Annotated in this window: 23 protein-coding genes; 17 read left to right on the top strand and 6 right to left on the bottom strand. The window is 60.2% G+C overall.

The window, feature by feature from the left end; genetic code table 11:
- Positions 1–43 precede the first annotated feature (43 nt).
- Genes MHY13_RS10745 through MHY13_RS12220 form a run of 3 tightly spaced genes read right to left on the bottom strand, consistent with a single transcriptional unit; the run spans position 44 to position 4,148 of the window.
- Positions 44–1,375 carry an exonuclease domain-containing protein gene (locus MHY13_RS10745; RefSeq protein WP_239283095.1) on the bottom strand — a complete coding sequence of 444 codons (1,332 nt, stop codon included), beginning with the start codon at positions 1,373–1,375 and terminating at the stop codon, positions 44–46.
- A 13-nt stretch (positions 1,376–1,388) separates the two neighbouring features.
- The gene (gene glgX, locus MHY13_RS10740) at positions 1,389–3,587 is read right to left on the bottom strand and encodes a glycogen debranching protein GlgX (RefSeq protein ID WP_239283094.1); all 2,199 of its coding nucleotides are present in this window, start codon (positions 3,585–3,587) and stop codon (positions 1,389–1,391) included.
- Between the two features lie 21 nt (positions 3,588–3,608).
- Entirely contained in the window at positions 3,609–4,148 is a 540-nt protein-coding gene (locus MHY13_RS12220; protein WP_284597113.1) for a TetR family transcriptional regulator, read from the bottom strand.
- Between the two features lie 164 nt (positions 4,149–4,312).
- On the opposite strand from MHY13_RS12220, the gene MHY13_RS10730 reads away from it, so the two are divergent.
- Both MHY13_RS10730 and MHY13_RS10725 read left to right on the top strand, forming a co-directional pair.
- A complete protein-coding gene (locus MHY13_RS10730; protein ID WP_239283093.1) occupies positions 4,313–5,125 on the top strand; it encodes a hypothetical protein in 813 nt (270 codons plus the stop codon).
- Positions 5,126–5,207: 82 nt separating this feature from the next.
- Complete coding sequence (locus MHY13_RS10725) at positions 5,208–5,612, top strand: hypothetical protein (RefSeq protein ID WP_225746752.1); 405 nt, start codon at positions 5,208–5,210, stop codon at positions 5,610–5,612.
- A 9-nt stretch (positions 5,613–5,621) separates the two neighbouring features.
- On the opposite strand, the gene MHY13_RS10720 is transcribed toward MHY13_RS10725, so the two are convergent.
- On the bottom strand, positions 5,622–6,518 hold the full coding sequence (locus MHY13_RS10720) for a YbjN domain-containing protein (protein WP_239193185.1): 897 nt from the start codon (positions 6,516–6,518) through the stop codon (positions 5,622–5,624).
- Positions 6,519–6,644: 126 nt separating this feature from the next.
- Between MHY13_RS10720 and hisD the strand changes: the two genes are divergently transcribed.
- The 15 genes from hisD to MHY13_RS10645 all read left to right on the top strand — a co-directional run bounded on the left by hisD (position 6,645) and on the right by MHY13_RS10645 (position 19,800).
- Positions 6,645–7,955, top strand: coding sequence for a histidinol dehydrogenase (gene hisD, locus MHY13_RS10715; protein ID WP_239283092.1), 1,311 nt, complete (start codon positions 6,645–6,647; stop codon positions 7,953–7,955).
- Entirely contained in the window at positions 7,956–9,086 is a 1,131-nt protein-coding gene (locus tag MHY13_RS10710; RefSeq protein ID WP_239283091.1) for a histidinol-phosphate transaminase, read from the top strand.
- Positions 9,083–9,685 carry an imidazoleglycerol-phosphate dehydratase HisB gene (hisB, locus tag MHY13_RS10705; RefSeq protein WP_239283090.1) on the top strand — a complete coding sequence of 201 codons (603 nt, stop codon included), beginning with the start codon at positions 9,083–9,085 and terminating at the stop codon, positions 9,683–9,685. Before MHY13_RS10710 ends, hisB begins: the two co-directional genes overlap by 4 nt.
- Before the next feature lie 5 nt (positions 9,686–9,690).
- Positions 9,691–9,858 (top strand): hypothetical protein, encoded by a 168-nt coding sequence (locus MHY13_RS10700; protein WP_005324605.1) that lies wholly within the window; start codon positions 9,691–9,693, stop codon positions 9,856–9,858.
- Entirely contained in the window at positions 9,855–11,105 is a 1,251-nt protein-coding gene (locus MHY13_RS10695) for an MFS transporter (protein WP_179386692.1), read from the top strand. Before MHY13_RS10700 ends, MHY13_RS10695 begins: the two co-directional genes overlap by 4 nt.
- 3 nt (positions 11,106–11,108) lie before the next feature.
- On the top strand, positions 11,109–11,741 hold the full coding sequence (hisH, locus tag MHY13_RS10690) for an imidazole glycerol phosphate synthase subunit HisH (RefSeq protein WP_239283089.1): 633 nt from the start codon (positions 11,109–11,111) through the stop codon (positions 11,739–11,741).
- Positions 11,742–11,755: 14 nt separating this feature from the next.
- Positions 11,756–12,544, top strand: a complete 789-nt coding sequence (gene priA / locus MHY13_RS10685) for a bifunctional 1-(5-phosphoribosyl)-5-((5-phosphoribosylamino)methylideneamino)imidazole-4-carboxamide isomerase/phosphoribosylanthranilate isomerase PriA (RefSeq protein WP_239283088.1) — start codon at positions 11,756–11,758, stop codon at positions 12,542–12,544.
- A gap of 3 nt (positions 12,545–12,547) precedes the next feature.
- Positions 12,548–13,330 (top strand): inositol monophosphatase, encoded by a 783-nt coding sequence (locus tag MHY13_RS10680; RefSeq protein ID WP_239283087.1) that lies wholly within the window; start codon positions 12,548–12,550, stop codon positions 13,328–13,330.
- Between the two features lie 30 nt (positions 13,331–13,360).
- Positions 13,361–14,131 carry an imidazole glycerol phosphate synthase subunit HisF gene (hisF, locus tag MHY13_RS10675; protein WP_239283086.1) on the top strand — a complete coding sequence of 257 codons (771 nt, stop codon included), beginning with the start codon at positions 13,361–13,363 and terminating at the stop codon, positions 14,129–14,131.
- Positions 14,128–14,490 carry a phosphoribosyl-AMP cyclohydrolase gene (gene hisI / locus MHY13_RS10670; RefSeq protein ID WP_239283085.1) on the top strand — a complete coding sequence of 121 codons (363 nt, stop codon included), beginning with the start codon at positions 14,128–14,130 and terminating at the stop codon, positions 14,488–14,490. Before hisF ends, hisI begins: the two co-directional genes overlap by 4 nt.
- A complete protein-coding gene (locus MHY13_RS10665) occupies positions 14,487–15,125 on the top strand; it encodes a TIGR02234 family membrane protein (RefSeq protein ID WP_239283084.1) in 639 nt (212 codons plus the stop codon). The genes hisI and MHY13_RS10665 overlap by 4 nt, the downstream gene beginning before the upstream one ends.
- 84 nt (positions 15,126–15,209) lie before the next feature.
- The gene (locus tag MHY13_RS10660) at positions 15,210–16,040 is read left to right on the top strand and encodes an indole-3-glycerol-phosphate synthase (RefSeq protein ID WP_239283083.1); all 831 of its coding nucleotides are present in this window, start codon (positions 15,210–15,212) and stop codon (positions 16,038–16,040) included.
- A gap of 45 nt (positions 16,041–16,085) precedes the next feature.
- A complete protein-coding gene (gene lgt, locus MHY13_RS10655) occupies positions 16,086–17,039 on the top strand; it encodes a prolipoprotein diacylglyceryl transferase (RefSeq protein ID WP_239283082.1) in 954 nt (317 codons plus the stop codon).
- Positions 17,040–17,198: 159 nt separating this feature from the next.
- Positions 17,199–18,614 (top strand): pyruvate kinase, encoded by a 1,416-nt coding sequence (pyk, locus tag MHY13_RS10650; RefSeq protein WP_239193234.1) that lies wholly within the window; start codon positions 17,199–17,201, stop codon positions 18,612–18,614.
- A gap of 295 nt (positions 18,615–18,909) precedes the next feature.
- Complete coding sequence (locus MHY13_RS10645) at positions 18,910–19,800, top strand: cation diffusion facilitator family transporter (RefSeq protein ID WP_005328806.1); 891 nt, start codon at positions 18,910–18,912, stop codon at positions 19,798–19,800.
- A gap of 7 nt (positions 19,801–19,807) precedes the next feature.
- On the opposite strand, the gene MHY13_RS10640 is transcribed toward MHY13_RS10645, so the two are convergent.
- Together MHY13_RS10640 and MHY13_RS10635 are read right to left on the bottom strand one after the other, a co-directional pair.
- Positions 19,808–20,491 carry a hypothetical protein gene (locus tag MHY13_RS10640; RefSeq protein WP_239234733.1) on the bottom strand — a complete coding sequence of 228 codons (684 nt, stop codon included), beginning with the start codon at positions 20,489–20,491 and terminating at the stop codon, positions 19,808–19,810.
- A gap of 103 nt (positions 20,492–20,594) precedes the next feature.
- Positions 20,595–20,861: transposase (locus MHY13_RS10635; protein ID WP_239283081.1), on the bottom strand; the 267-nt coding region annotated here is incomplete at its 5' end.

Raw genomic sequence — 20,861 nt, 5'->3', positions numbered from 1 at the left:
TTTATTGGACTGGAGAAACCGCCGTTTGGTTCCCTGGGTGGGCCTAGAAGGGCGGCTCGGCGTCGAGCTGCAGCTCAGCAAAGAGCTTATCGGCCGGCCAGATGTCGATTTCTTGGCCCTTGGCCTGCAGCTCCTCTGCGCGCTTTTCCTTGGAGGTCTTCTTGGCCCATTCGCCCACGATGAGCAGGGTGGACTTTTTGGTGACGTTCTTTGCCACTTGGCCGCCGCGCTCGGCGATGCCCTGCCACAGCACGCCCTTATCGTAGGGCTCAAAATCACCGGTGAGGGTGACATGCTGGCCGTAGAGTGCGCCTTCCGGGTCGGCGTCTGGGTTGGGCTCTGGGATTGTGTCCGGGGTGGCGACGGACTGCCACGGGGCGGGCCCGCGGGACTTCTTCTGTGCGGAGCCGGCCGCACGGGTTTGGTCGCGGAAGTCGGTCCCAGCGCCGAGATCCACGCCGGAGGTGGGGGCGGTGTGGGCGCGCAGGACGGGCAGGATGGCCTCGGAATCGAGGCGGCCCAAGGTGAATTCGCGTGCGGTGAAGAGGTCACGGATGCTGCCGGTGTGCCCGAAGCGCTCGGCCAAACGGGCGATGATTTCGCCGGCCGCACGAGCATCCTCGGTGGCGTCGTGGTGGCTGAAGTCCGGCGCAGACAGGTGGGCGGCGACGGTGGGCAGCTTGTGGTTGCGCACCGAAATAACCTTGGCCTTGGAAGCGTCGCGGGACAGTGCGAGAGAGCAGGCCAGCGGCACGGTGGGAACCTCGGCACCGGCAGTAAGCAAGCCGGTGCGCAGCGCGGTGGAATCGAACTGGGCGTTGTGGGCGACAAGCACGTCGCCGCCGAGGAAATCGAAGAGCTCCTTGGCGACGTCGGCAAAAGCCGGCGCTCCTTTCACATAGTCCGCGGTAATGCCGTGGATGGAGACGTTGATATCGGCAAAGTGCTCTAGGCCTGGTGGAGGAGTGCACAGCCAGGACCGGGAGTCGGTCTCCTGGCCGTCGCGGAAGCGCACCGCGCCAATTTGGCAGATAGAGCCCCAGTTGTCGTTGGCCGTTTCCACGTCCACGGCAGTGAAATCAAGGCCGGGGATGGTGGCGGCGGAAGAGGGTGCTTCGCCCCGCTGTGCGGCGGAAATGGCGCGGGCGACTGCCTGCGGGGCTTGGTGCGGGGCGAAGGCGATAGTGCCGGCGGCGCCCAAGTCCAGGGCGCCGAAGCCGGTGGGGGTCGGTTCACTCACGCGCACGGTGTCGATGGACTCAAGCGGGATATCCTGCGTGGCGGGGGCGCCGAGGCTGGTAGCCAGCAGGGTGCGGTGGAGCACGAGTTTATCCGCTGTGACATCGATGAGTGCGCCGTGCGCGGGAAATGACACGAGGGGCCTTTCTCTAGGAATCGAAAACGGGCGGTTCAATCTGACGCAGAATCAGCGTTGAACGCGGCTGCACCGTGATCGTACCCTCTGCCTCAATGAGGGTTTCCTCCGCGGGGTAGCCGCCGGAATCGGCGGTATCGACCATCAGCCGCCACGTGGCGCCGAGATCCTTGGTGGGCAGGGTGAACTCGATTTCGCCGTCGTGGGAGTTGAAGATCATGATGAAGGAATCATCGGTGATGCGCTCGCCGCGGGCGGTGGTTTCCGTAATCGCATTGCCATTGAGGTAGACCATGAGGGCGCGGCCGAAGTCGTGGTCCCAGTCGTCCTGGGTCATCAGGCGGCCCGAAGGAACCAGCCAGGCGATATCGCGTTCCTTAACATCCGCGCCGAGCGGGCCGCCGGCGAGGAAACGCTTGCGGCGGAAGACGGGGTGGTGGTTGCGAATGGACAGCACGCGCTTGGTAAAGCCCAACATCGCGGCGGATTTTTCTTCCTCCAGCATGGACCAGTCCATCCACGACAGCTCGTTGTCCTGGCAGTAGACGTTATTATTTCCGTCCTGCGTGCGGCCGAATTCATCGCCATGCGAGAGCATAGGAGTGCCCTGGGAAAGCAGGAGAGTGGTTAGGAAGTTGCGGGCCTGGCGGCGGCGTAGCTTGCGGATATCGTCGTTATCGGTGGGGCCTTCCTCTCCACAGTTCCAGGAGCGGTTGAAAGATTCGCCGTCGCGGTTGTCCTCGCCATTGGCCTCGTTGTGCTTGTCGTTATAGGAAACAAGATCGCGCAGGGTAAAGCCATCGTGGGCGGTGATGAAGTTGATGGAGGCGGTAGGGCGGCGGTCATTATCGGCATAGAGATCCGAAGAGCCGGTCAAGCGGGAGGCGAATTCACCCAGGGTAGCGGGCTCGCCGCGCCAGAAATCGCGCACGGTATCGCGGTACTTGCCGTTCCATTCGCTCCAAATCGGCGGGAAATTGCCCACTTGGTAGCCATCGTGGCCGATGTCCCAGGGCTCGGCGATGAGCTTAACCTGGCTGACAATGGGATCTTGCTGTACTAGGTCGAAGAAGGTAGCGAGCTTGTCGACGTCGTCAAGCTCCCGCGCCAAGGTCGCCGCCAGGTCGAAGCGGAAGCCATCGACGCGCATCTCCGTAACCCAGTAACGCAGCGAATCCATAATCAGCTGCAGCGAGTGCGGGTGGCGGACATTGAGGGAATTGCCGGTGCCGGTGTAATCCATGTAATGAGCCTCATCGCCCTCGACGAGGCGATAGTAGGCGCCATTGTCGATGCCGCGGAAGGCAATGGTGGGGCCCATGTGGTTGCCCTCGGCGGTGTGGTTATAAACCACGTCGAGGATGACCTCGATGCCGGCCTCGTGGAAGGCGCGGACCATAGTCTTGAACTCGGAGACCACCTCGCCCGGCTTCTTGGCAAAGGCATAGTCATGGTGTGGGGCGAAAAAGCCGAAGGTGTTATAGCCCCAGTAGTTGCGCAGCCCCAGGTTGCGCAGGCGATCGTCCTGCAGGAATTGGTGGACGGGCATGAGCTCAACGGTGGTAACGCCAAGCTCTTTGAAGTAGTTAATGACGGCGGGATGGGCCATGCCGGCGTACGTGCCACGGAGCTCTTCCGGCACGTCCGGATGGGTCATGGTCATGCCCTTGACATGGGTTTCGTAGATGACCTTTTCGTTATCCGGAATGTGCGGGCGGTGGTCGCTGCGCCAGTCGAAGAAGGGATTAATCACCACAGATAACATGGTGTGGCCCAGCGAGTCTTCTTCGTTGCGGCCGGTGCCGGGTTCCTCAGCATGGATGTCATAGGAGTAGAGGGAAGCATCGCCGTCGAATTCGCCGTCGAACGCCCGGGCATAGGGGTCTACAAGGAGCTTGGAAGGGTCGCAGCGCAGGCCGTTTTCTGGTTCATAGGGGCCATAGACGCGGTAGCCGTAGCGCTGGCCAGGGGTGACATTGGGGAGGTAAATATGCCACACATGGGCAGTGACCTCCGACATTTCGATGCGTTCCTCGGTGCCTTCTTTGTCGATGAGGCAGAGCTCGACCTTGTCTGCTACCTCGGAAAACAGGGCAAAGTTGGTGCCGGATCCGTCAAAAGTGGATCCCAGCGGGGTGGGTTTGCCGGGCCAGATTTGGCGGCCGTAGCTCTCGGTGGGCGTGGGGACTGCGTCCATGGCGGGAGTGTTCATGCCCACGAGCATAACCACTTTCTAGGCGCCGGCGCCGTGCGTAAGTCCAGCGTTAATAATGCGTACGCCGCGAATGAGGTCTGCGCGATAATCTGTGACCGGCGACTCGCCGGTGGTTTCTGCAAGCTGGCGTTGGGACTGTTCCATCAAGGTGGCGCCGAGCACGAGGTGAATGGCGGAGAGCGCGGCGGCGCGGTGGGCGCTGTCGGCAGCGAGGGTGCTGCGCGTGGCGGCAGCGGTGAAGGCCGCCAAGAGGCGGTCCCAGGCCGGGGCCTGCGGGAGGGAGAGGCCGGCAATGACTACCTCGGCGCCGTCGCGGCGGGCGAGCAGCAAATCACGAAGATTGAGGCTGATATCCTCGAGCGACTCCCCAGAAACGGGGGAGGTAATGTCTTCCGCTAGGGCTGCAATGAGCGCTTGCTTATTGGCAATGTGCCAGTAGAGCGCGCCGGGGGCGACGCCGAGGGAGGAAGCAACGCGGCGCATGGTGACGTCGCCAAGCCCGTAGGTATCAAGCAGGGAAAGAGCGGCGTCGATAATACTCTCGCGGTTTATGTGCACCTTGGCAATTGTACGGACTTGGCCGGGCGGGACGGTAGTTCACAGGTTCTTTTAACGGAGTCTCAATGTCATTTCCATCGTCGGGTTGTTAGTATTGCGAAGACAAATAAGAGGCCGCCCTTGGGGTGGCTTCACATTCGCAAGATTGATTCAGGAGCTTTCCCTTGTCCTTTTTGACCCCTGCAAAGAAGTCCCTCATCGCAGTTGCGCTGGTTACCCCGCTGGCTTTGGCTGCGTGTGGTTCGGATGACAATGACGATTCCAAGAAGGCTGCCGCCACCACGGCATCCAAGTCTTCTGAGGATAAGTCTGCAGATAAATCCGAGGACAAAGATGCCGATAAGTCCAAGGACAAAGACAAGGACAAAGACAAAGACAAGGACAAGGAAAAAGAAAAGGATCAGAATAAGGGCGGCGAAAACAAGGACGCCGCCGCAGGCGCAGAAGGCCAGGAGGGCGAGGACGGCGCTGGCGAGGGGCCAGATCAGCTGGCTAACCCGCTGAACAATGGTGAAGATCCTTTCGCTGGCGCGAAGGATATCAAGCCGATCGAAGGCGGCCAGGACGCTAATGATGGCGATAAGCAGGCCATCGAGCAGCTGGTTCGCGGCCAGCACGAGATCGATAACGTGAAGGAATACTTCAACTACATGCCGCAGCACGCCTGCCAGGCAGTCCGCGATGAGCAGTCCCAGGAGTTCGGCCAGTACCAGCAGTACGTCGATAGCCTGCCGAACCAGTCCTTCGCCGAGTATGCCAACACCATGCGCCAGCAGGGCGGTGGCAACGCCGAGGTAGAGAAGTTCGCTAGCCAGTTGGAGTCCATCCCGCAGTCGACCAAGCTGCAGTCCGTCAACGACGTTGTGGTCAATGGCGACGATGCTTCTGCGACCGTGAGCGTGTCCAACTCCGAGGGCACCGAGACCTCCACGGTCCGCTTCCGTCGAGAGAACGGCAACTGGACCTTCTGTAACTAAGTTGGCTCTGTTAAAGCGCCGGTTACCCCGCACCCTAGGTTTTGGTGCGGGGTTACTCGCGTGTGCGCTCCTGGTGTATGGCGTGGCCGGTGCGCTGTGGGGGCTTTTCCGGCCGACGCTTACCGGCCATGAGGTAGACGATGGTGGCTATGCCATCGATGCGATGGGAAGCGTTCAGTTCATCGCCTTTATTACCTTTGCCCTCATTACCGGCCTGCTTGGTTTGTTCTTGGGGTTGGGCGCGTATCTCCGCCGGCAGGGGCGGGGCTTGTCGATGCTCCTGTGGGTCGGCGTGTGTGCCCTGGCTGGGGCGGCGTCGTTTTATGTCTTTGGCGGGGTCACCGCCACGCATCCGCCAGAAAACCCAGGGGAAGTCGTAGAGTTTGCGCCGAATTTCTCCCCGGCTATCTCGTGGGCGGTAGCGCCCTTTATGGCGATGTTTGCCTATTGGTCCACGGCCTTTGTCAGCGCCGATGAAGATTGGTGATGTGCGCGTCTAGGGCCATTCGACGGGGGAGGCGCCGGTTACTTCGTGCGCGATGTCATCGATGCCGTGCAGGATGTGCTTGAGTCCGCGGCCGATGGCGCTAAATAGTTGCGGCCGGGTAAGTCCCGCGGCGGTAATGGTGGCGGCATCCATCCGCACTTGTAGGCCCTCGGAGGTGTGGTGGCAAAATGCCACGGCGCCGTGGTGGGCGCGATTCCAGTCATTGCAAATGAGAAAAAGCCGGGTAAATTCCGCCTCGTCCAGGCTGGGGTCCCAATGCCCCTTGATAATGAGGCTGGGGCCATTGTCCAGTGCAAAGGCGAAAAGGACATCATTGACCCAGGCGTAGATGGCGGTGGCGCCGTCGCTTTGGAAGCGCTGGATGCCAATAAGCGGCAGGATCTCGGACAGGCTGTCGAGGGTGAAGGGTTCCAAGGGGGCGTCGGCAAGCGGGGCAAGCTCCGGTGAGGCTTCGCGCACGAGGCCGGGATGGGATTGGGCGAGCAGATCCATGAGGACCTCCGCATTGCGCAGCGCCGGTAGGAGGAATGCCGCGAGCTGTTCGCGGCTGGGGGAGGTATCGGCAGGCAGATAGCTATGGCCGGACACGCTCACGCAGTCAGGCTGGTCATAATCAACCACGACGGCCGGGGAGAGGCAATCGTGGTTCCACTCGTTGGCTAGGTGTGCGAGCTCGGAGATCTCGCTGAGATCAACGCCTCCGCGGGGGCTGGTGTGCAGGTGGAGCACCGGTTCTTCCAACTGGTCTATAAAGATGAAGGTGGAGCCACCGGCCGCATGCGGAACGAGAAGCTCGCCCGTAGGCAGAGCCCAGCAGGACACGTCATTATCGCGGGCAATGGTGCGGGCATGCGAGAGCAGAAGAGAGGGTTCAATTTCGCTCATCGCTGCCACCACCTTAAAGCTGTGTTGACACCGAGTCTATAGCCCAAACCGGCCCCCTCGCTGGCATTTGGCCATTAGGATATTGGTTTAATAACAGAAATCCGATTGGCAGAAGAGGAGCCGGGAATGCTTCGCACCATCGATTTGCGTGGCCAAGAGCTGCGCCCCGCCCAGCTGCGGCGAGTTTTGCCGCGCGGTGGCACCGACGTCGCCGCCGTGGTGGACAAGGTGGCGCCGCTGGTTCATCGAGTACGTCAAGAAGGCGCTGCGGCGGCCTTGGACTTTGGCGAGCAATTCGATGGCGTGCGCCCAACCCACCTGCGGGTGCCCCAAGCGGAGTTGGAGAAGGCCGCTTCCGGCCTAGACCCGCAGGTGCGCCAAGCGATTGAGGTTTCCATTGAGAGGGTTCGCAAGGTTCACGCCGAGCAGAAACCGGCCGCGCACACCACTGAGCTGGCGCTAGGTGCCACGGTGACCGAGGTCTTTCGCCCCATCGAGCGCGTTGGGCTATACGTGCCGGGAGGCAAGGCGGTCTATCCGTCCTCGGTAATCATGAACGCCGTGCCAGCGCAGGCGGCCGGCGCGGAAAGCTTGGTGGTAGCCTCACCGCCACAAAAAGAGTCCGGCGGCCTGCCGCACCCCACGGTGCTGGCCGTGTGCCAGATGCTCGGCGTAGATGAGGTCTGGGCGGTAGGAGGCGGCCAAGCCATCGCGCTGATGGCCTACGGTGATGATGACGCCGAACTAGCCCCGGTGGACATGATCACCGGACCAGGAAATATCTTCGTCACCGCGGCCAAGCGGTTGGTGCGCGGCGTGGTGGGCACCGATGCTGAGGCCGGGCCGACCGAAATCGCCATTATCGCTGATGACACCGCGAATCCGGTGTATGTGGCCTATGATCTCATCTCCCAGGCCGAGCATGATCCGATGGCCGCGAGTGTGCTCATTACGGCATCTCCAAGCCTGGCTCAGCGTGTGAAGGAGGAGGTAGAAGCGCGCCACGGCGCCACTGCACATGCGCAGCGGACGGCCGAAGCTCTAGGCGGCGAGCAATCCGGAATTGTGTTGGTCGATTCCCTGGATGCAGCGGTGGCGGTGGCCAATGCCTATGCCGCTGAGCACCTGGAAATCCACACCGCAGAGCCCGGCGCGGTGGCCGAGCGCATTAAGCACGCCGGTGCCATCTTTGTAGGGCACTTTGCTCCAGTGCCGCTGGGAGATTACGCGGCCGGCTCCAATCACGTATTGCCCACTTCCGGTACGGCGCGCTTTTCTGCCGGCCTTTCTACCCATACCTTTATGCGGCCGGTCAACCTTATTGATTATGACCGAGCTGCGTTGGAAGAGATTGCCCCGCACGTTATCGCTTTTGCGGAGGCCGAGGGGCTACCCGCCCACGGTGAGGCTATCCGCGCCCGATTCGAGGAGAAATAAATGACGCACTTGAATGATCTTCCCCTGCGCGAGGAGCTGCGCGGCAAGTCCGCCTATGGGGCGCCGCAGCTCCACGTGGCCTACCAGCTCAATACCAACGAAAATCCCTATCCTCCCTCGCAGGCGCTAGTGGATGACCTGGTGGCGGAGACCCAGCGCCTTGCCACCACACTCAATCGCTATCCGGAGCGCGATGCGGTGGAGCTGCGCCAGGCCCTAGCGGCTTATATCACTGAGCAAACCGGCGTGCGCGTGGGCTATGCGCAGGTGTGGGCGGCCAATGGCTCGAATGAGATTTTGCAGCAGCTGTTGCAGGCATTCGGCGGTCCGGGCCGCAGTGTGCTCGGTTTCACCCCGTCTTATTCCATGCACCCTATCCTCGCGGACGGCACCCATACGCAGTTTGTGGAATGCCCGCGCGATGAGAATTTCCGCATTGATATGGACCGGGCGCTCGCAGCCGTGGCGCAGCACCAGCCGGATATCATCTTTGTGACTACGCCGAATAACCCCACCGGTGGGGTGACCAGCGTGGACGATATTGCCGCGCTTGCCGACGCCGCCCCTGGCATCCTCATCGTCGATGAAGCTTATGGCGAATTTTCTTCCTCGCCTTCTGCGGTGACGCTGCTGGATAAATACCCTACGAAGCTGGTGGTCTCGCGCACCATGTCTAAGGCCTTCGACTTCGCGGGTGGCCGCCTCGGCTATTTCGTGGCGGACCCGGCCTTCGTGGAGGCCGTAATGCTGGTGCGGCTGCCGTACCATCTGTCCGTGCTTTCCCAAGCGGCGGCGACGGTGGCGCTGCGCCATAGCGCGGATACGCTCGCCACCGTGGAAAAGATCGCCGCCGAACGCGAGCGGGTGGCCGCTCGCTTGCGCGAACTGGGCTATACCGTCCTGCCGAGCGAATCTAATTTTCTCTTCTTTGGCCGCTTTGCTGACCAACACCGCGTGTGGCAGCAGTTCTTGGATAAGGAAGTGCTCATTCGCGATGTTGGCATCGCAGGCCACCTGCGCATGACCGTGGGGCTACCGGAAGAAAATTCGGCCTTCTTGGCCGTAGCCGAGGACCTTGCGGATACAGTAGTGGCTGATTCCCCGGCCGCAGGTGAAAGGAGCGAAGCATGAGCAACCGCGTCGGGCGCGCCCAGCGGGCGACGTCGGAATCGCAGATTTCTGTGGTCATTGACCTCGATGGCACCGGGCGTAGCGATATTTCCACCGGACTGCCTTTCTTTGACCACATGCTCACGGCCTTTGCTACCCATGGCAGTTTCGATCTCACCGTGGGCGCGGAGGGCGATGTGGAGGTAGATGCCCACCACACGGTGGAAGATACCGCCATCGTGCTCGGCACCGCGCTGCGTGAGGCGGTGGGGGATAAGGCCGGCATTCGCCGCTTTGGCTCCCAGCTTTTGCCCATGGATGAGGCCTTAGTGGAAGCGGTGGTGGATTTTTCTGGGCGCGCCTATTTTGTCATGAACGGCGAACCAGAGCACCTGCAGTGGCAGACCATCGGTGGGCATTACGCCACCGTGATCAATCGCCACTTCTTTGAAACGCTCGCTACCCACGCTGCGGTAACGCTCCACCTCAACGTGCGCTATGGGCGCGATCCGCACCACATTACGGAGGCGGAGTTTAAGGCCGTCGCGCGTGCGCTGCGCGGTGCGGTGGAATTCGACCCCCGCCAGACTGGAATTCCATCGACGAAGGGAGCACTCTAGAACGCATGCACTTTATGATCTTGGTCCTCTTCCTCGTAGCTGGCATGCTGGTGGGAGGCGCATGGTCTGCCTACCAACAGGGGTCAAAGGCCATGACAGTAGTAGCCTCTCTTTTGGCCGCAATCACCGTGGTAGCAGCAATCTCGTGGATGGTAGGAGCGTTCGGTAAATGAGCAATACCCAAGAAACTAATATCTGGAAGGTACCTGGATATACCGCGACCATGTTGGCCATCGCCGCAGCCTTCGGTGCTTGGTCCATCCTCCTTCCAGTGGTGCCGCTAGCGGTCATTGACTCTGGCGGCTCAGCGACCTTGGCGGGCTCATCCACAGGCATCTTCATGGCCTTTACCGTGCTGACCCAGATCATTTCCCCATGGCTCCTGCGCCGGTGGGGCTACCGCCGCGTAATGGCACTGTCCGCGTTTACCCTGGGTGTACCTGCCTTTGGCCACCTCTTGGGTACCGATGCTTGGGTTGTCCTGCTCTTTTCCGCACTGCGCGGCGTGGGCTTTGGTGCGCTGACCGTTTCTGAGTCCGCGCTCATTGCGGAACTGGCGCCCGTACGCCTGCTGGGCAAGGCAACCGGCATGATTGGTGTTTTCACTGGCCTGGGCCAAATGGTCTTTTTGCCACTGGGATTGATCATGGCGGAAAAGCTAGGTTATGCCTCGACGTATATCACCGCCGGCATCATTGGCTTTGTGGGCTTTGGTCTGTGCCTGCGCATTCCCAAGATTAAGGTCACCCTCGCCTCCGATACCGAAGAGGAGCCGAACCTTATCCGCGTTCCTACGTGGAAGCTGGTGCTCGTGCCCGCGCTGGCGCTGACGACCTTCTCCATGAGCTACGGTGCCGTCTCGTCTTTCCTGCCGCCGGCGGTGCAAGAACTTGATGCAGAGCGCGGCGCCAGCTTGGCCGGCATCATGCTGTCCATCGTGGGCGGCGCCGCCATGATTTTCCGCTACTTTGCCGGCATGGTGGCAGACCGCGTAGGCACCCCAGGCCGTCTGTATATCCCCAGCCAGATCATGGCCATCGTGGGCGTGCTCGCCATCGCCGTACCGCTGTACCTCGACGGTTCTGTGTGGTGGCTCGTCCTGGGTGCCTTCCTCTTCGGCGGTGCCTTTGGTATTGCGCAAAATGAGGCCCTGCTATCGATGTTTGACCGCCTGCCGCGCGAGCGCGTCTCGGAGGCTTCGGCCATCTGGAATATCTTCTATGACGGCGGAACCGGCTTGGGCTCGACCCTCTTGGGCGCCTTGGTTGCCGGCTACGGCTATGCAGGGGCTTTTGGCGCCGGCGTGGTCATCCTCGTCGCCGGCGTTGTGATGACGCTGGCAGATTTTATCCTTGGGCGCACCCGCGTGAGCGAAACCAACGATATCCGGACGCGCCTGCGTCGCATGCGTAAGGTATAGCCCATGGCAAAGACGGTCGCATTATTGGATTATGGCGCGGGCAATGTGCGCTCGGCCCAGCGCGCGCTGGAGCGAGTGGGCGCGGACGTTACCGTTACCGCGGACCCCAAGGAAGCGGTGGAAGCGGACGGTCTGCTTGTTCCCGGCGTGGGTGCGTTTGCTGCTTGCATGCGCGGGCTGCGCGCGGTCCAGGGCCCTCGGGTCATCGGCCAGCGCTTGGCAGGAGAGCGGCCGGTGTTGGGCATTTGCGTAGGCATGCAGGTGCTTTTCGACGCCGGAGTGGAACACAACATCAACTCCACCGGCTGCGGCGAGTGGCCCGGCACCGTGGAAAAGCTGCAATCTGCGGTGCTGCCGCATATGGGATGGAATACCGTAGAGGTACCCGTCGGCAGCGATATGTTTGCCGGAGTGGCCGAAGACGAGCGGTTTTATTTCGTGCATTCCTATGGCGTTCGCCGGTGGGAATTGGAAACGGAGATTACCCGCCCGCCGCAGGTGAGCTGGGCCGAGCACGCGGGCGATAAGTTCGTCGCGGCGGTAGAAAACGGTGTCCTGTGGGCGACTCAATTCCACCCTGAGAAATCCGGGGACGCCGGTGCTCAGCTTTTGGAAAACTGGATGCGCACGCTCTAGGTAGGATGAAGAATATGACTTTTACGCTTTTGCCAGCAGTCGATGTATCTCAAGGCCAAGCCGTGCGCTTGGATAAAGGCGAAGCAGGCACCGAAACCTCGTATGGTTCCCCGCGCGATGCCGCACAAAAGTGGCAATCCCAAGGCGCGCACTGGCTGCACTTTGTGGATTTGGATGCGGCTTTCGGCCGGGGCTCCAACCACGCAGAAATGGCGACGATTACTCGTGAGCTGGGCGTAAATGTGGAGCTTAGTGGCGGCATCCGGGATGATGCCGCGGTGGAGCGCGCGCTGGCTACCGGCGCGCAGCGCATTAGTATCGGCACGGCTGCCCTAGAGCAGCCGGAATGGGTCGAGGACATCCTGGCGCGCTACGGAGATAAGGTCGCCGTGGATCTTGCCGTGCGCGAGGAAGGCGGCGAATGGCGTACCGCCGGCAATGGCTGGGTCTCCGATGGCGGCGATCTGTGGGAGGTACTCGAGCGCCTGGATGCAGCCGGCTGCCAGCGCTTTGTGGTGACAGATGTGTCTAAAGACGGCACGCTCACCGGACCTAATATTGAGCTCCTGCGCGAGGTGGCGATGGCAACGGAGGCAAAGATCACCGCCTCTGGTGGCATTTCTAGCGTGGAAGACCTGCGCGAGCTCGCGCTTTATGTAAATGAGGGCATCGATTCCGCCATTATTGGCAAGGCCCTGTACGAAGGGAATTTCACCCTCGACGAAGCACTCGCTGCGGTGGCCGAGGTAGAGCCGCTGCCGGCGGAAGAAACCATTGACCCTTTCGCCCCTGAGGACAACTAAGTCATGATGGAACCCCGCGAGTTGGTGGCCTTCGCGGAGGCGGCCGTAGACCAAGTAGAACCCATTTTTCGCTCCGGCCTCGGAGCTGCGCCCGCCCGTTTTAAGGGGCAGGGAGATTTTGCCACCGAGGTAGATCTCGTCATCGAACAACAGCTGCGCGATATCTTGACCCAGATGACCGGTATCCCGGTCTATGGAGAAGAATCAGGCGGCAGCGTGCTCGATACCGTGTGGGTGGTAGATCCGATTGATGGCACCGCAAACTACTCTGCCGGAAACCCCATGGCCGGCATTCTAGTGGCGCTCATTCATGAGGGCGCCCCTGTTGCTGCGGTATCTGACTTCCCGCTTCTGGGGCGCCGTCTGGTCACCTGCGATGGCTCCCCACTGCGCTCAGTAGGTGGGCCTGCCACTGGTTTCGGTGGAGGGGACGAAGCAATGGGATTTGATGAAGCACGCGGCCACGTGGGCTGCTCTTCCCACCTGCCCACCGAGATTTTCCACGAGCTGCGCGAGACCGGACTGCGCCCGCGAATGACCGGTTCCGTAGGGCTTGATAATGCCTTCGTCGCGCAGGGTGTGTTCGATGGTGCGATTAACTTCTCTCCGCACCCATGGGATAACGCCGCGGGAGCACTGCAGATTCAGGCAGCTGGTGGCGTTGTCACCGATCCGGAAGGAAATCCGTGGACCGCGCAGTCGCGCGGCATGGTGGCAGGTACCCCGCAGGTTCATGCCACCATCGTGGATATCTTGTCTCGTCATACCGGTTCATTTCACCGCTAAGACTAAACACCCGAAAAGGAGGCGGCCGCCATGGCTGTAGCCGTACGCGTGATCCCCTGCCTAGACGTGGACCAAGGCCGCGTGGTCAAGGGCATCAACTTTGACAACCTGCGCGATGCCGGCGACCCAGTGGAGTTGGCCGCGCGTTATGACTCCCTAGGAGCCGATGAACTTACCTTTTTAGACGTCTCTGCGTCCAAACAAGGCCGCTCCACCATGCTCGAGGTCGTGCGCCGCACCGCAGACCAGGTATTCATCCCCTTGACGGTGGGAGGCGGAGTTCGCAGCGTTGATGACGTCCGAGAACTATTGCGCGCCGGGGCAGATAAGGTCTCCGTGAACACCGCGGCCATTAAGAATCCGGAACTGCTGCGCGAAATGGCTGAGATTTTCGGGGCCCAATGCATCGTGCTGTCTGTTGATGCTCGCCGGTGCCGCGAAGAGTATGCGCCATCCGGCTTTGAGGTGACCACGCACGGCGGAACGGAATCGGCCGGGATCGACGCCATCGAATGGGCACGCCGCGGCGAAGAACTCGGCGTAGGGGAGATCCTCCTCAACTCAATGGATGGCGATGGCACAAAGGAAGGATTTGACCTGGAATTGCTGCGCGCCGTGCGCGCAGCGGTGACCATTCCCGTTATCGCCTCTGGCGGCGCGGGAAACGCCGCAGACTTCCCACCGGCCGTTGCAGCCGGCGCCGATGCCGTCTTGGCAGCAAGCATTTTTCACTTCGGGGAGGTAGAAATCAGCGACGTGAAAGACGCCTTGGACGCTGCGGGATACGAGGTGCGCCGATGAGTACCCCGGGCAACTATGAACTTAACGGGGGCATCGCCAAGCAGCTCAAGCGCAATGACCAAGGCTTGGTGCCGGCCATTGCCCAAGCTGAGTCTGGTGAGGTGTTGATGATGGCCTGGATGGATGACCACGCTTTGGCCCATACGCTTGCCACCCGCAAGGCAACGTATTTTTCGCGCTCACGCAATGAGTATTGGGTTAAGGGAGAGACTTCTGGAAATACCCAAGAGGTGCTGGGCGTTCGCCTTGACTGCGATGGAGATACTATTCTGCTGACGGTGCGGCAGCGTGGCGGCGCTTGCCATACCGGTGACCGCACGTGCTTTGACGCCACCGATCTCCTAGGAGGGCAACCGTGAAGGCTAGACGCCTTGGACCACTACTTATCGCTGCTGGAGCCATCGTAGTGTGGCTGTCCTCCCGTGCCACGTGGGTGGTAGCCGCCAGCGAGGACGATAAGGCCGGCTCCGCGGCCAATGACATCATCGGCTCGGCTTGGTCGCTGGAGATCATGGCCTTGACCTTAGTTTTGGTAGCCGGTGCTGTTGCGGGGATGGCGCTGCGGCGCGTCGGTAGGCGAGTGGTGGGCATCGTGTGCGCCCTCGCGGCCGCGGCCAGCGCATGGACACCGGTGAGCCTGCTGACTGCGGGCGCGGACACCGAGCGCGCGCAGAAGATCCTGCAGGGAGCTTCGGCCAATGAAAACGCCGTAGACTCTGCCCAGATTTCTGACTGGGCCACAGTCGTTTCCACCGAGGTGCATTCCCTGGGACCAATCGTGGCCCTCATAGGTGCGGCAGCGGGCCTTTTTGGTGCAGTGATGCTTGCACGCAATCCAGGCGAGGATAAGGCGAAGGTGTCGAGCAAATACGAAACCCCAGCGGCACGGCAGGAAAAGTTGGAGGAGGATTTGGAAACCTCCTCCGACTCTGGCCGTGTGATGTGGGACGCGCTTGATAGTGATATCGATCCCACTGATATGGACAAAAATTAGCCCCGTTTCCTGTGCAATTTCCGGAACGGCAGGTGAGCAGGTTAACCTAAGTGTGATCTTAATCGCCCGTGGAGGGAGGTGCTGATGCCTACGCCCATTGCCGTTGACCACCTTGTTGCAGGAGTCTTGGAGGACGTCGCTGCACGGGAAGCTCGCGTGTCCTTCAAAGAGGTGAAGGTGCGCTCGCGTGACATGGAACCTCCCCGGGATGCACGCGCGGCATTGCTGCGCACAGGCTGCTCGGTCATCACTGAGCTCAAGCGCGCCGTACCCTACGGCGGCGAAATCGCTCATGTTGGCTCTGCGGAACAGATGGCGGAATGGGCCCGCACCTTTGAACACTGCGGCGTACATCTCATGGCATGCCAGACTGATTTCCGCCGTTTCCACGGTTCTTTAGAAGACATGGCAGCTGCCCGTGCTGCGATTGATATTCCCATGATGTCGCGCGATCTCATCGTGGACCCCTACCAAATTCATGAAGCCCGGTGCTTTGGGGCCGATGCCATTCCGCTGCAGGTAGAGCTCTTAGAGCAAGCTCGCCTGGAGGCGCTGTTAGACCGCGTGGAATCGCTCGGTATGACCGCCATCGTAGAGGTACGCAACTGCGCAGAGGTCGACCGCGCAATCAAGGCAGGAAGTAGCGTCATCGCCATCAATGCGTGGTCGTTGGCTTCGGATGCCATTAACCGCGAGGCGTTTAACGATATCGCCCCAGGCCTGCCAGAATCCATCCTGCGCATCGCAGTAGGCGGGGTAAACAACGCGCGCAACCTGTTTCACTATGCTTCACGCGGCGCCGATGCAGTTTTGGTGGGCGAATCCGTCATGGCTGCCCAAGATCCTACGGCGCTGGCGCGCTCCTTGGTGGCTGCCGGGCAGCATCCAGCGTGCCCCGCGCGCAAGATAGATTAAGGCCCCAACTAGCTGGTGGGGTGGGGGATAAGGCACACTAGCTACGTGCACACAGAAATTCTTGCAAATATTCCGTCTCCGCCGCAGGGCGTGTGGCAGTTGGGGCCCATTCCCATTCGTGCCTATGCGCTGTGCATCATCGTAGGGATTATCGTCGGCCTGCGAATGACCTTGCGCCGCTATACCGCACGCGGCGGTAACCCAGACACAGTGTGGGATGCTGCCATTGTGGTTATCCCCGCCGGCATCATTGGTGGGCGGCTCTACCACGTCATTACCGATAACCAGAAGTATTTCTGCGATAGCTGCAATCCCGCGGACGCGCTGAAGATTACCAACGGCGGCCTGGGCATTTGGGGCGCCGTAGCCTTGGGCGCACTAGCTTTATGGGTGCTTTTTAAAGTGAAGAAGGTGCCGCTCGGCCCCTTTGCTGACGCGGTGGCGCCAGGCCTCGTCCTCGCGCAAGCGATTGGACGCCTAGGTAACTGGTTTAACCAGGAGCTCTACGGACGCCCGACCGACGTTCCGTGGGCTTTAGACATCTATTACCGCGTCAATGAAAATGGTGGCTATGCTCCCGTTTCCGGACATTCCACGGGTGAGGTCATGACCTCGGTGCACCCGACCTTCTTGTACGAGCTGGTGTGGAATGTCTTGGTCTGCCTTTTCCTCTTGTGGGCTCACAAGGCCTGGAAATTGGGGCACGGGCGCGTCTTTGCCCTCTATGTCATGGGGTATACCTTGGGCCGTTTCTTCATTGAGGGAATGCGTTCCGATGAGGCGACCCATATCTTTGGGGTCCGCGTGAATATCATCGTCTCCCTAATGATTTTTATCATCGCCGCGATTGTCTTCTTCGTGCTTGATAGGCACCGCCAGGGACCAGAGTCTCCCGAAGAGGTAGATCCTAAGTATTGGGCGGAGCGCCGGGATGCTGATGAGCACAGCCCAGAGCACGCGGTATCTGATGGGCAGCAACCAGGCTCTTTATCGACGTAAATACTGCCCAAGTGTGCCCGGTTGGATTTGTTTTTGTGGGAAATGGGGCATTTTGTGGTGTCCGTTCAGAAAATGGAACCAAAAAATTGTGGCCCCAATCCTTTCGAAGGAGTAGGTTGGGGAGTGTTCAGTTTCCCCCGACGGAATAGGCCAATAATGCTGGATAGAAGAACGAAGATTGTTTGTACTCTCGGCCCTGCCGTTGCTAGCGAGGACGGCATCTTGCGCCTCGTACAGGACGGCATGGACGTTGCCCGCCTGAATATGTCTCACGGCGAGCATGCAGACCACGAGGCGAATTACAACTGGGTGCGCCAGGCCACCGATAAGACCGGCCGCGCCGTAGGTATCTTGGCGGACCTCCAGGGCCCTAAGATTCGCCTTGGCCGCTTTATCAACGGCGAGGAGCAGTGGGATAACGGCCAGATCGTCCGCATTACCGTGGACGATATCGAAGGCACCCATGACCGCGTCTCCACCACCTACAAGGGCCTGGCCAAAGATGCTAAGCCAGGTGACCGCCTGCTGATTGACGACGGCAAGGTTGCCGTTGTTTGTAAGGAAGTCGACGGCAACGACGTCGTCTGTGAGGTCACCGAAGGTGGCCCAGTTTCCAATAATAAGGGCGTTTCCCTCCCTGGTATGGATATCTCTGTGCCGGCGTTGTCGGAAAAGGATATCGCTGACCTGCGCTTCGCTTTGAATCTCGGCGTTGACCTCGTGGCACTGTCCTTCGTCCGCTCCCCAGCAGATGTGGATAAGGTCCACGAGATTATGGACGAAGAGGGTCGCCGCGTTCCGGTCATTGCCAAGCTGGAAAAGCCTGAGGCAGTAGACGCGCTCGAGTCCATCGTGCTGGCATTCGATGCCATCATGATTGCCCGTGGCGACCTCGGTGTTGAGGTGCCGCTGGAGCGCGTGCCGCTGTTCCAGAAGCGCGCTATCCAGATTGCTCGCGAGAATGCTAAGCCGGTCATCGTGGCTACCCAGATGCTGGATTCCATGATTTCCAACCTGCGCCCGACCCGTGCAGAGGCTTCTGACGTAGCTAACGCCGTTCTCGACGGCGCCGATGCCGTTATGCTCTCTGGTGAGACTTCCGTGGGTATTGACCCGCAGAACGTCGTGCGCACCATGTCCAAGATCGTGGCTAATGCTGAAGATGGTGGCAAGGTTCCACCGCTGTCCCACGTTCCGCGCACCAAGCGTGGTGTGGTGTCCTATTCCGCCCGCGATATTGCCGAACGTCTCAATGCAAAGGCCATCGTAGCCTTTACTACCTCCGGTGATACCGCTAAGCGAGTGGCTCGCCTGCACTCCCACCTGCCACTGTTGGCATTTACTCCGGACCCAGCGGTTCGTTCCCAGCTGGCTCTCACGTGGGGTGCTGAGACCTTCCTGAGCCCGCACGTTAAGTCCACCGATGACATGATGGAAGCCATCGATGATGCATTGCTGGAGATGGACAGGTATGAGGAAGGCGACATGATTGTCGTCATTGCTGGTACCCCTCCAGGAATCGCTGGTAACACCAACATGATTCAGTGCCATCTGTTGGGTGAAACCAAAAAGTAATTTCTTTTGGTACAAGCGCCGCGACCCTCCTTTTAACACGTTCCACGGGTCGCGGCGCTTTTCTCTATCAATTTATACAAAAGTAGTTTTATATTTACCTCGCGTACACTCGGCCGCCGCTTTTTTGACATGCAGTTGCATTAGTTTATGTGTGTTCTTGTTTCAGCTTCTCTACATATTCAAAGGACAACTGCACAATGACCTAAATCAGGCCGACTTGGCCTAAGTGGCTGCGCTTACCGCCATCCATTTTCATTTAATTGTCAATAAGCGTCGACGGGGATAGGCTGAGTGCATGGCACACGAGCACCACGACCACGATCACTCCAGCACGCCGCTGCGCGCACTCTTGATTGCGCTAGGCATTACCGGCACCGTCTTCTTCGCGGAGCTGATCGGCGGCTGGTTGGCGGGTTCGATGGCGCTGATGGCGGATGCGATGCACATGCTTTCCGACGCTGCGGGGTTGATCATCGCGGTGTTAGCGGTGTTGGTTGGGCGCCGACAAGCATCGGCTCAGGCCACGTACGGCTACCGACGAGTGGAGGTGCTTGCTGCACTGGCGAACGCAGTGATGGTGCTGGCGATCTCGGTGTGGATTGTCGTCGAGGCGGTGCGCCGCCTGCAGAGCCCGGCCGAAGTGCAGGGAAAAACGATGCTGATCATCGCGGTGATCGGCCTGGTGGCGAATGCGCTATCGGCGTGGGTTCTGCACCGGCACCGCAAATCCTCGATCAACGTGGAGGGCGCGTTCTTGCACGTGTTAGTGGATATGCTCGGCTCGGTCGCAGTAATCGTGGCCGGCATTGTGGTACTGACCACGGGGTTTGTGGCGGCGGACGTGATCGCCTCCCTAGCGATCGCGGCGATGGTGCTGCCGCGCGCCTGGCAGCTCATGCGGCTTTCGGCGAGCGTGCTGCTCGAGCAAGTCCCGGCGGACTTCGACGCCAGTGCGATCGAGCCCGCGCTGCGGCAGGTCGAGGGCGTTGCTGACATCCACGACCTGCACCTGTGGAGCCTGGACGGCGTGAACGTGCTCACGACCGTGCATATCGTGCGCGACGGCACCGTCGGCACCGGCCCGCTGTTGGATGCCGCCCAGCAGGCCCTGCGCGAACACGGTATCGAGCACTCCACCATCCAGATTGAGCACCCAGAGCACGAATCCCACGAGACGGTGTGCTGATTCCCTTCTAACCTGACTTAGGCCAATTTTGTGCGGAAGTTCGCGGCCGGTGATTACTTGGATGGTGGCAGTGAGGTCGGGCGGGAATGGTACGGCGGCGTGAATGGTTTCGCCGCCAACGACGAGTTGAAAGCTGCGGTATTTCTTGAGTGTTCTCACGAGGCGTTTGATGAAGTGACCACTGCGGGTCTCCATCAGGTGGGTCACGGCTAGTGCTGCCATCACAATATTGAGATGTGCTGTGATCGAGTTTTGTTTCCTCGCATAGATTGGGCGTGCTTTCAGGTCTGATTTCGACATCCGATACGACATTTTCAATGTGGAATAGCCTGCGGTAATGCCCGATAACCTCCTGGGCGGGAAGAGCGGTCAGGTCGGTTTCATAGCCTTTAATTCCGGCTAGGGCTCGGTGTTTGGCAGCAAGAGCGTAGTTGACCTTCTTGTTCGGGGTGGAAAGATCGAAATAGCGGTTGCGCTTAATGGCGATTTCGCCGTCAACAGCGCGTTTGGCTTTTGCGACTTGCTCTTTGATTCCGCGCAGGCCGCGTCTGGCCCGATCATAGGAGTACTGGAAGTGGGTCACCGTATTCGGGGTTGTGTGTTTGCGCGCATCGCTTGCCGAGGCTTGTGTCCAGATCTGGCCGTGGGCGTAGGCTTCACCAGGGATTTCCCGCCGCCAGGTTTCACTCACCTCAGGCACGGTGGGGTTTCACCGACAAAATGTAGTGCAGACCTGCATCTATCAATGCTTGCTTGTTCGGAGGGTGTCAAGTTGTTTGTGTGTGGGGGTTGGTTTATAGGTATTTGTCGAAGCTGTCGGGGTAGGCCACGGCCATTTGGTTAATGGCTTGTTTCCAGCCGGAAACTCGGGTCCCTTCCATGAGTCTGCCGGCTGTTCTTGAGACTCGTTTACCCTGCTTCGCTCTCTTGGCGGCTCGTCTGTCTTCAATATTGCAGATCATCAACCACAGCGTCTTTAGGGCTGATTCATCGTTGGTGAACTGCACCCTGTTGCGAGTAGCTTTACGCAGCTCATTGTTAAAAGATTCAATGGAGTTCGT

The sequence above is a fragment of the Corynebacterium sp. ACRPE genome (genome assembly GCF_022347435.1).
Taxonomy (GTDB): Bacteria; Actinomycetota; Actinomycetes; order Mycobacteriales; family Mycobacteriaceae; genus Corynebacterium; species Corynebacterium tuberculostearicum_D.
This window is presented reverse-complemented; position numbering and strand designations above follow the sequence as displayed.

Coding starts and splice junctions, on each gene's coding strand:
- MHY13_RS10710 (WP_239283091.1), top strand. CDS start 7,956: ATGACGCACTTGAATGATCTTCCCCTGCGCGAGGAGCTGCGCGGCAAG.
- hisH (WP_239283089.1), top strand. CDS start 11,109: ATGGCAAAGACGGTCGCATTATTGGATTATGGCGCGGGCAATGTGCGC.
- MHY13_RS10720 (WP_239193185.1), bottom strand. CDS start 6,518: ATGAGCGAAATTGAACCCTCTCTTCTGCTCTCGCATGCCCGCACCATT.
- glgX (WP_239283094.1), bottom strand. CDS start 3,587: ATGAACACTCCCGCCATGGACGCAGTCCCCACGCCCACCGAGAGCTAC.
- MHY13_RS10660 (WP_239283083.1), top strand. CDS start 15,210: ATGCCTACGCCCATTGCCGTTGACCACCTTGTTGCAGGAGTCTTGGAG.
- hisI (WP_239283085.1), top strand. CDS start 14,128: ATGAGTACCCCGGGCAACTATGAACTTAACGGGGGCATCGCCAAGCAG.
- MHY13_RS10680 (WP_239283087.1), top strand. CDS start 12,548: ATGATGGAACCCCGCGAGTTGGTGGCCTTCGCGGAGGCGGCCGTAGAC.
- MHY13_RS10695 (WP_179386692.1), top strand. CDS start 9,855: ATGAGCAATACCCAAGAAACTAATATCTGGAAGGTACCTGGATATACC.
- hisF (WP_239283086.1), top strand. CDS start 13,361: ATGGCTGTAGCCGTACGCGTGATCCCCTGCCTAGACGTGGACCAAGGC.
- hisB (WP_239283090.1), top strand. CDS start 9,083: ATGAGCAACCGCGTCGGGCGCGCCCAGCGGGCGACGTCGGAATCGCAG.
- MHY13_RS10700 (WP_005324605.1), top strand. CDS start 9,691: ATGCACTTTATGATCTTGGTCCTCTTCCTCGTAGCTGGCATGCTGGTG.
- MHY13_RS10645 (WP_005328806.1), top strand. CDS start 18,910: ATGGCACACGAGCACCACGACCACGATCACTCCAGCACGCCGCTGCGC.
- priA (WP_239283088.1), top strand. CDS start 11,756: ATGACTTTTACGCTTTTGCCAGCAGTCGATGTATCTCAAGGCCAAGCC.
- hisD (WP_239283092.1), top strand. CDS start 6,645: ATGCTTCGCACCATCGATTTGCGTGGCCAAGAGCTGCGCCCCGCCCAG.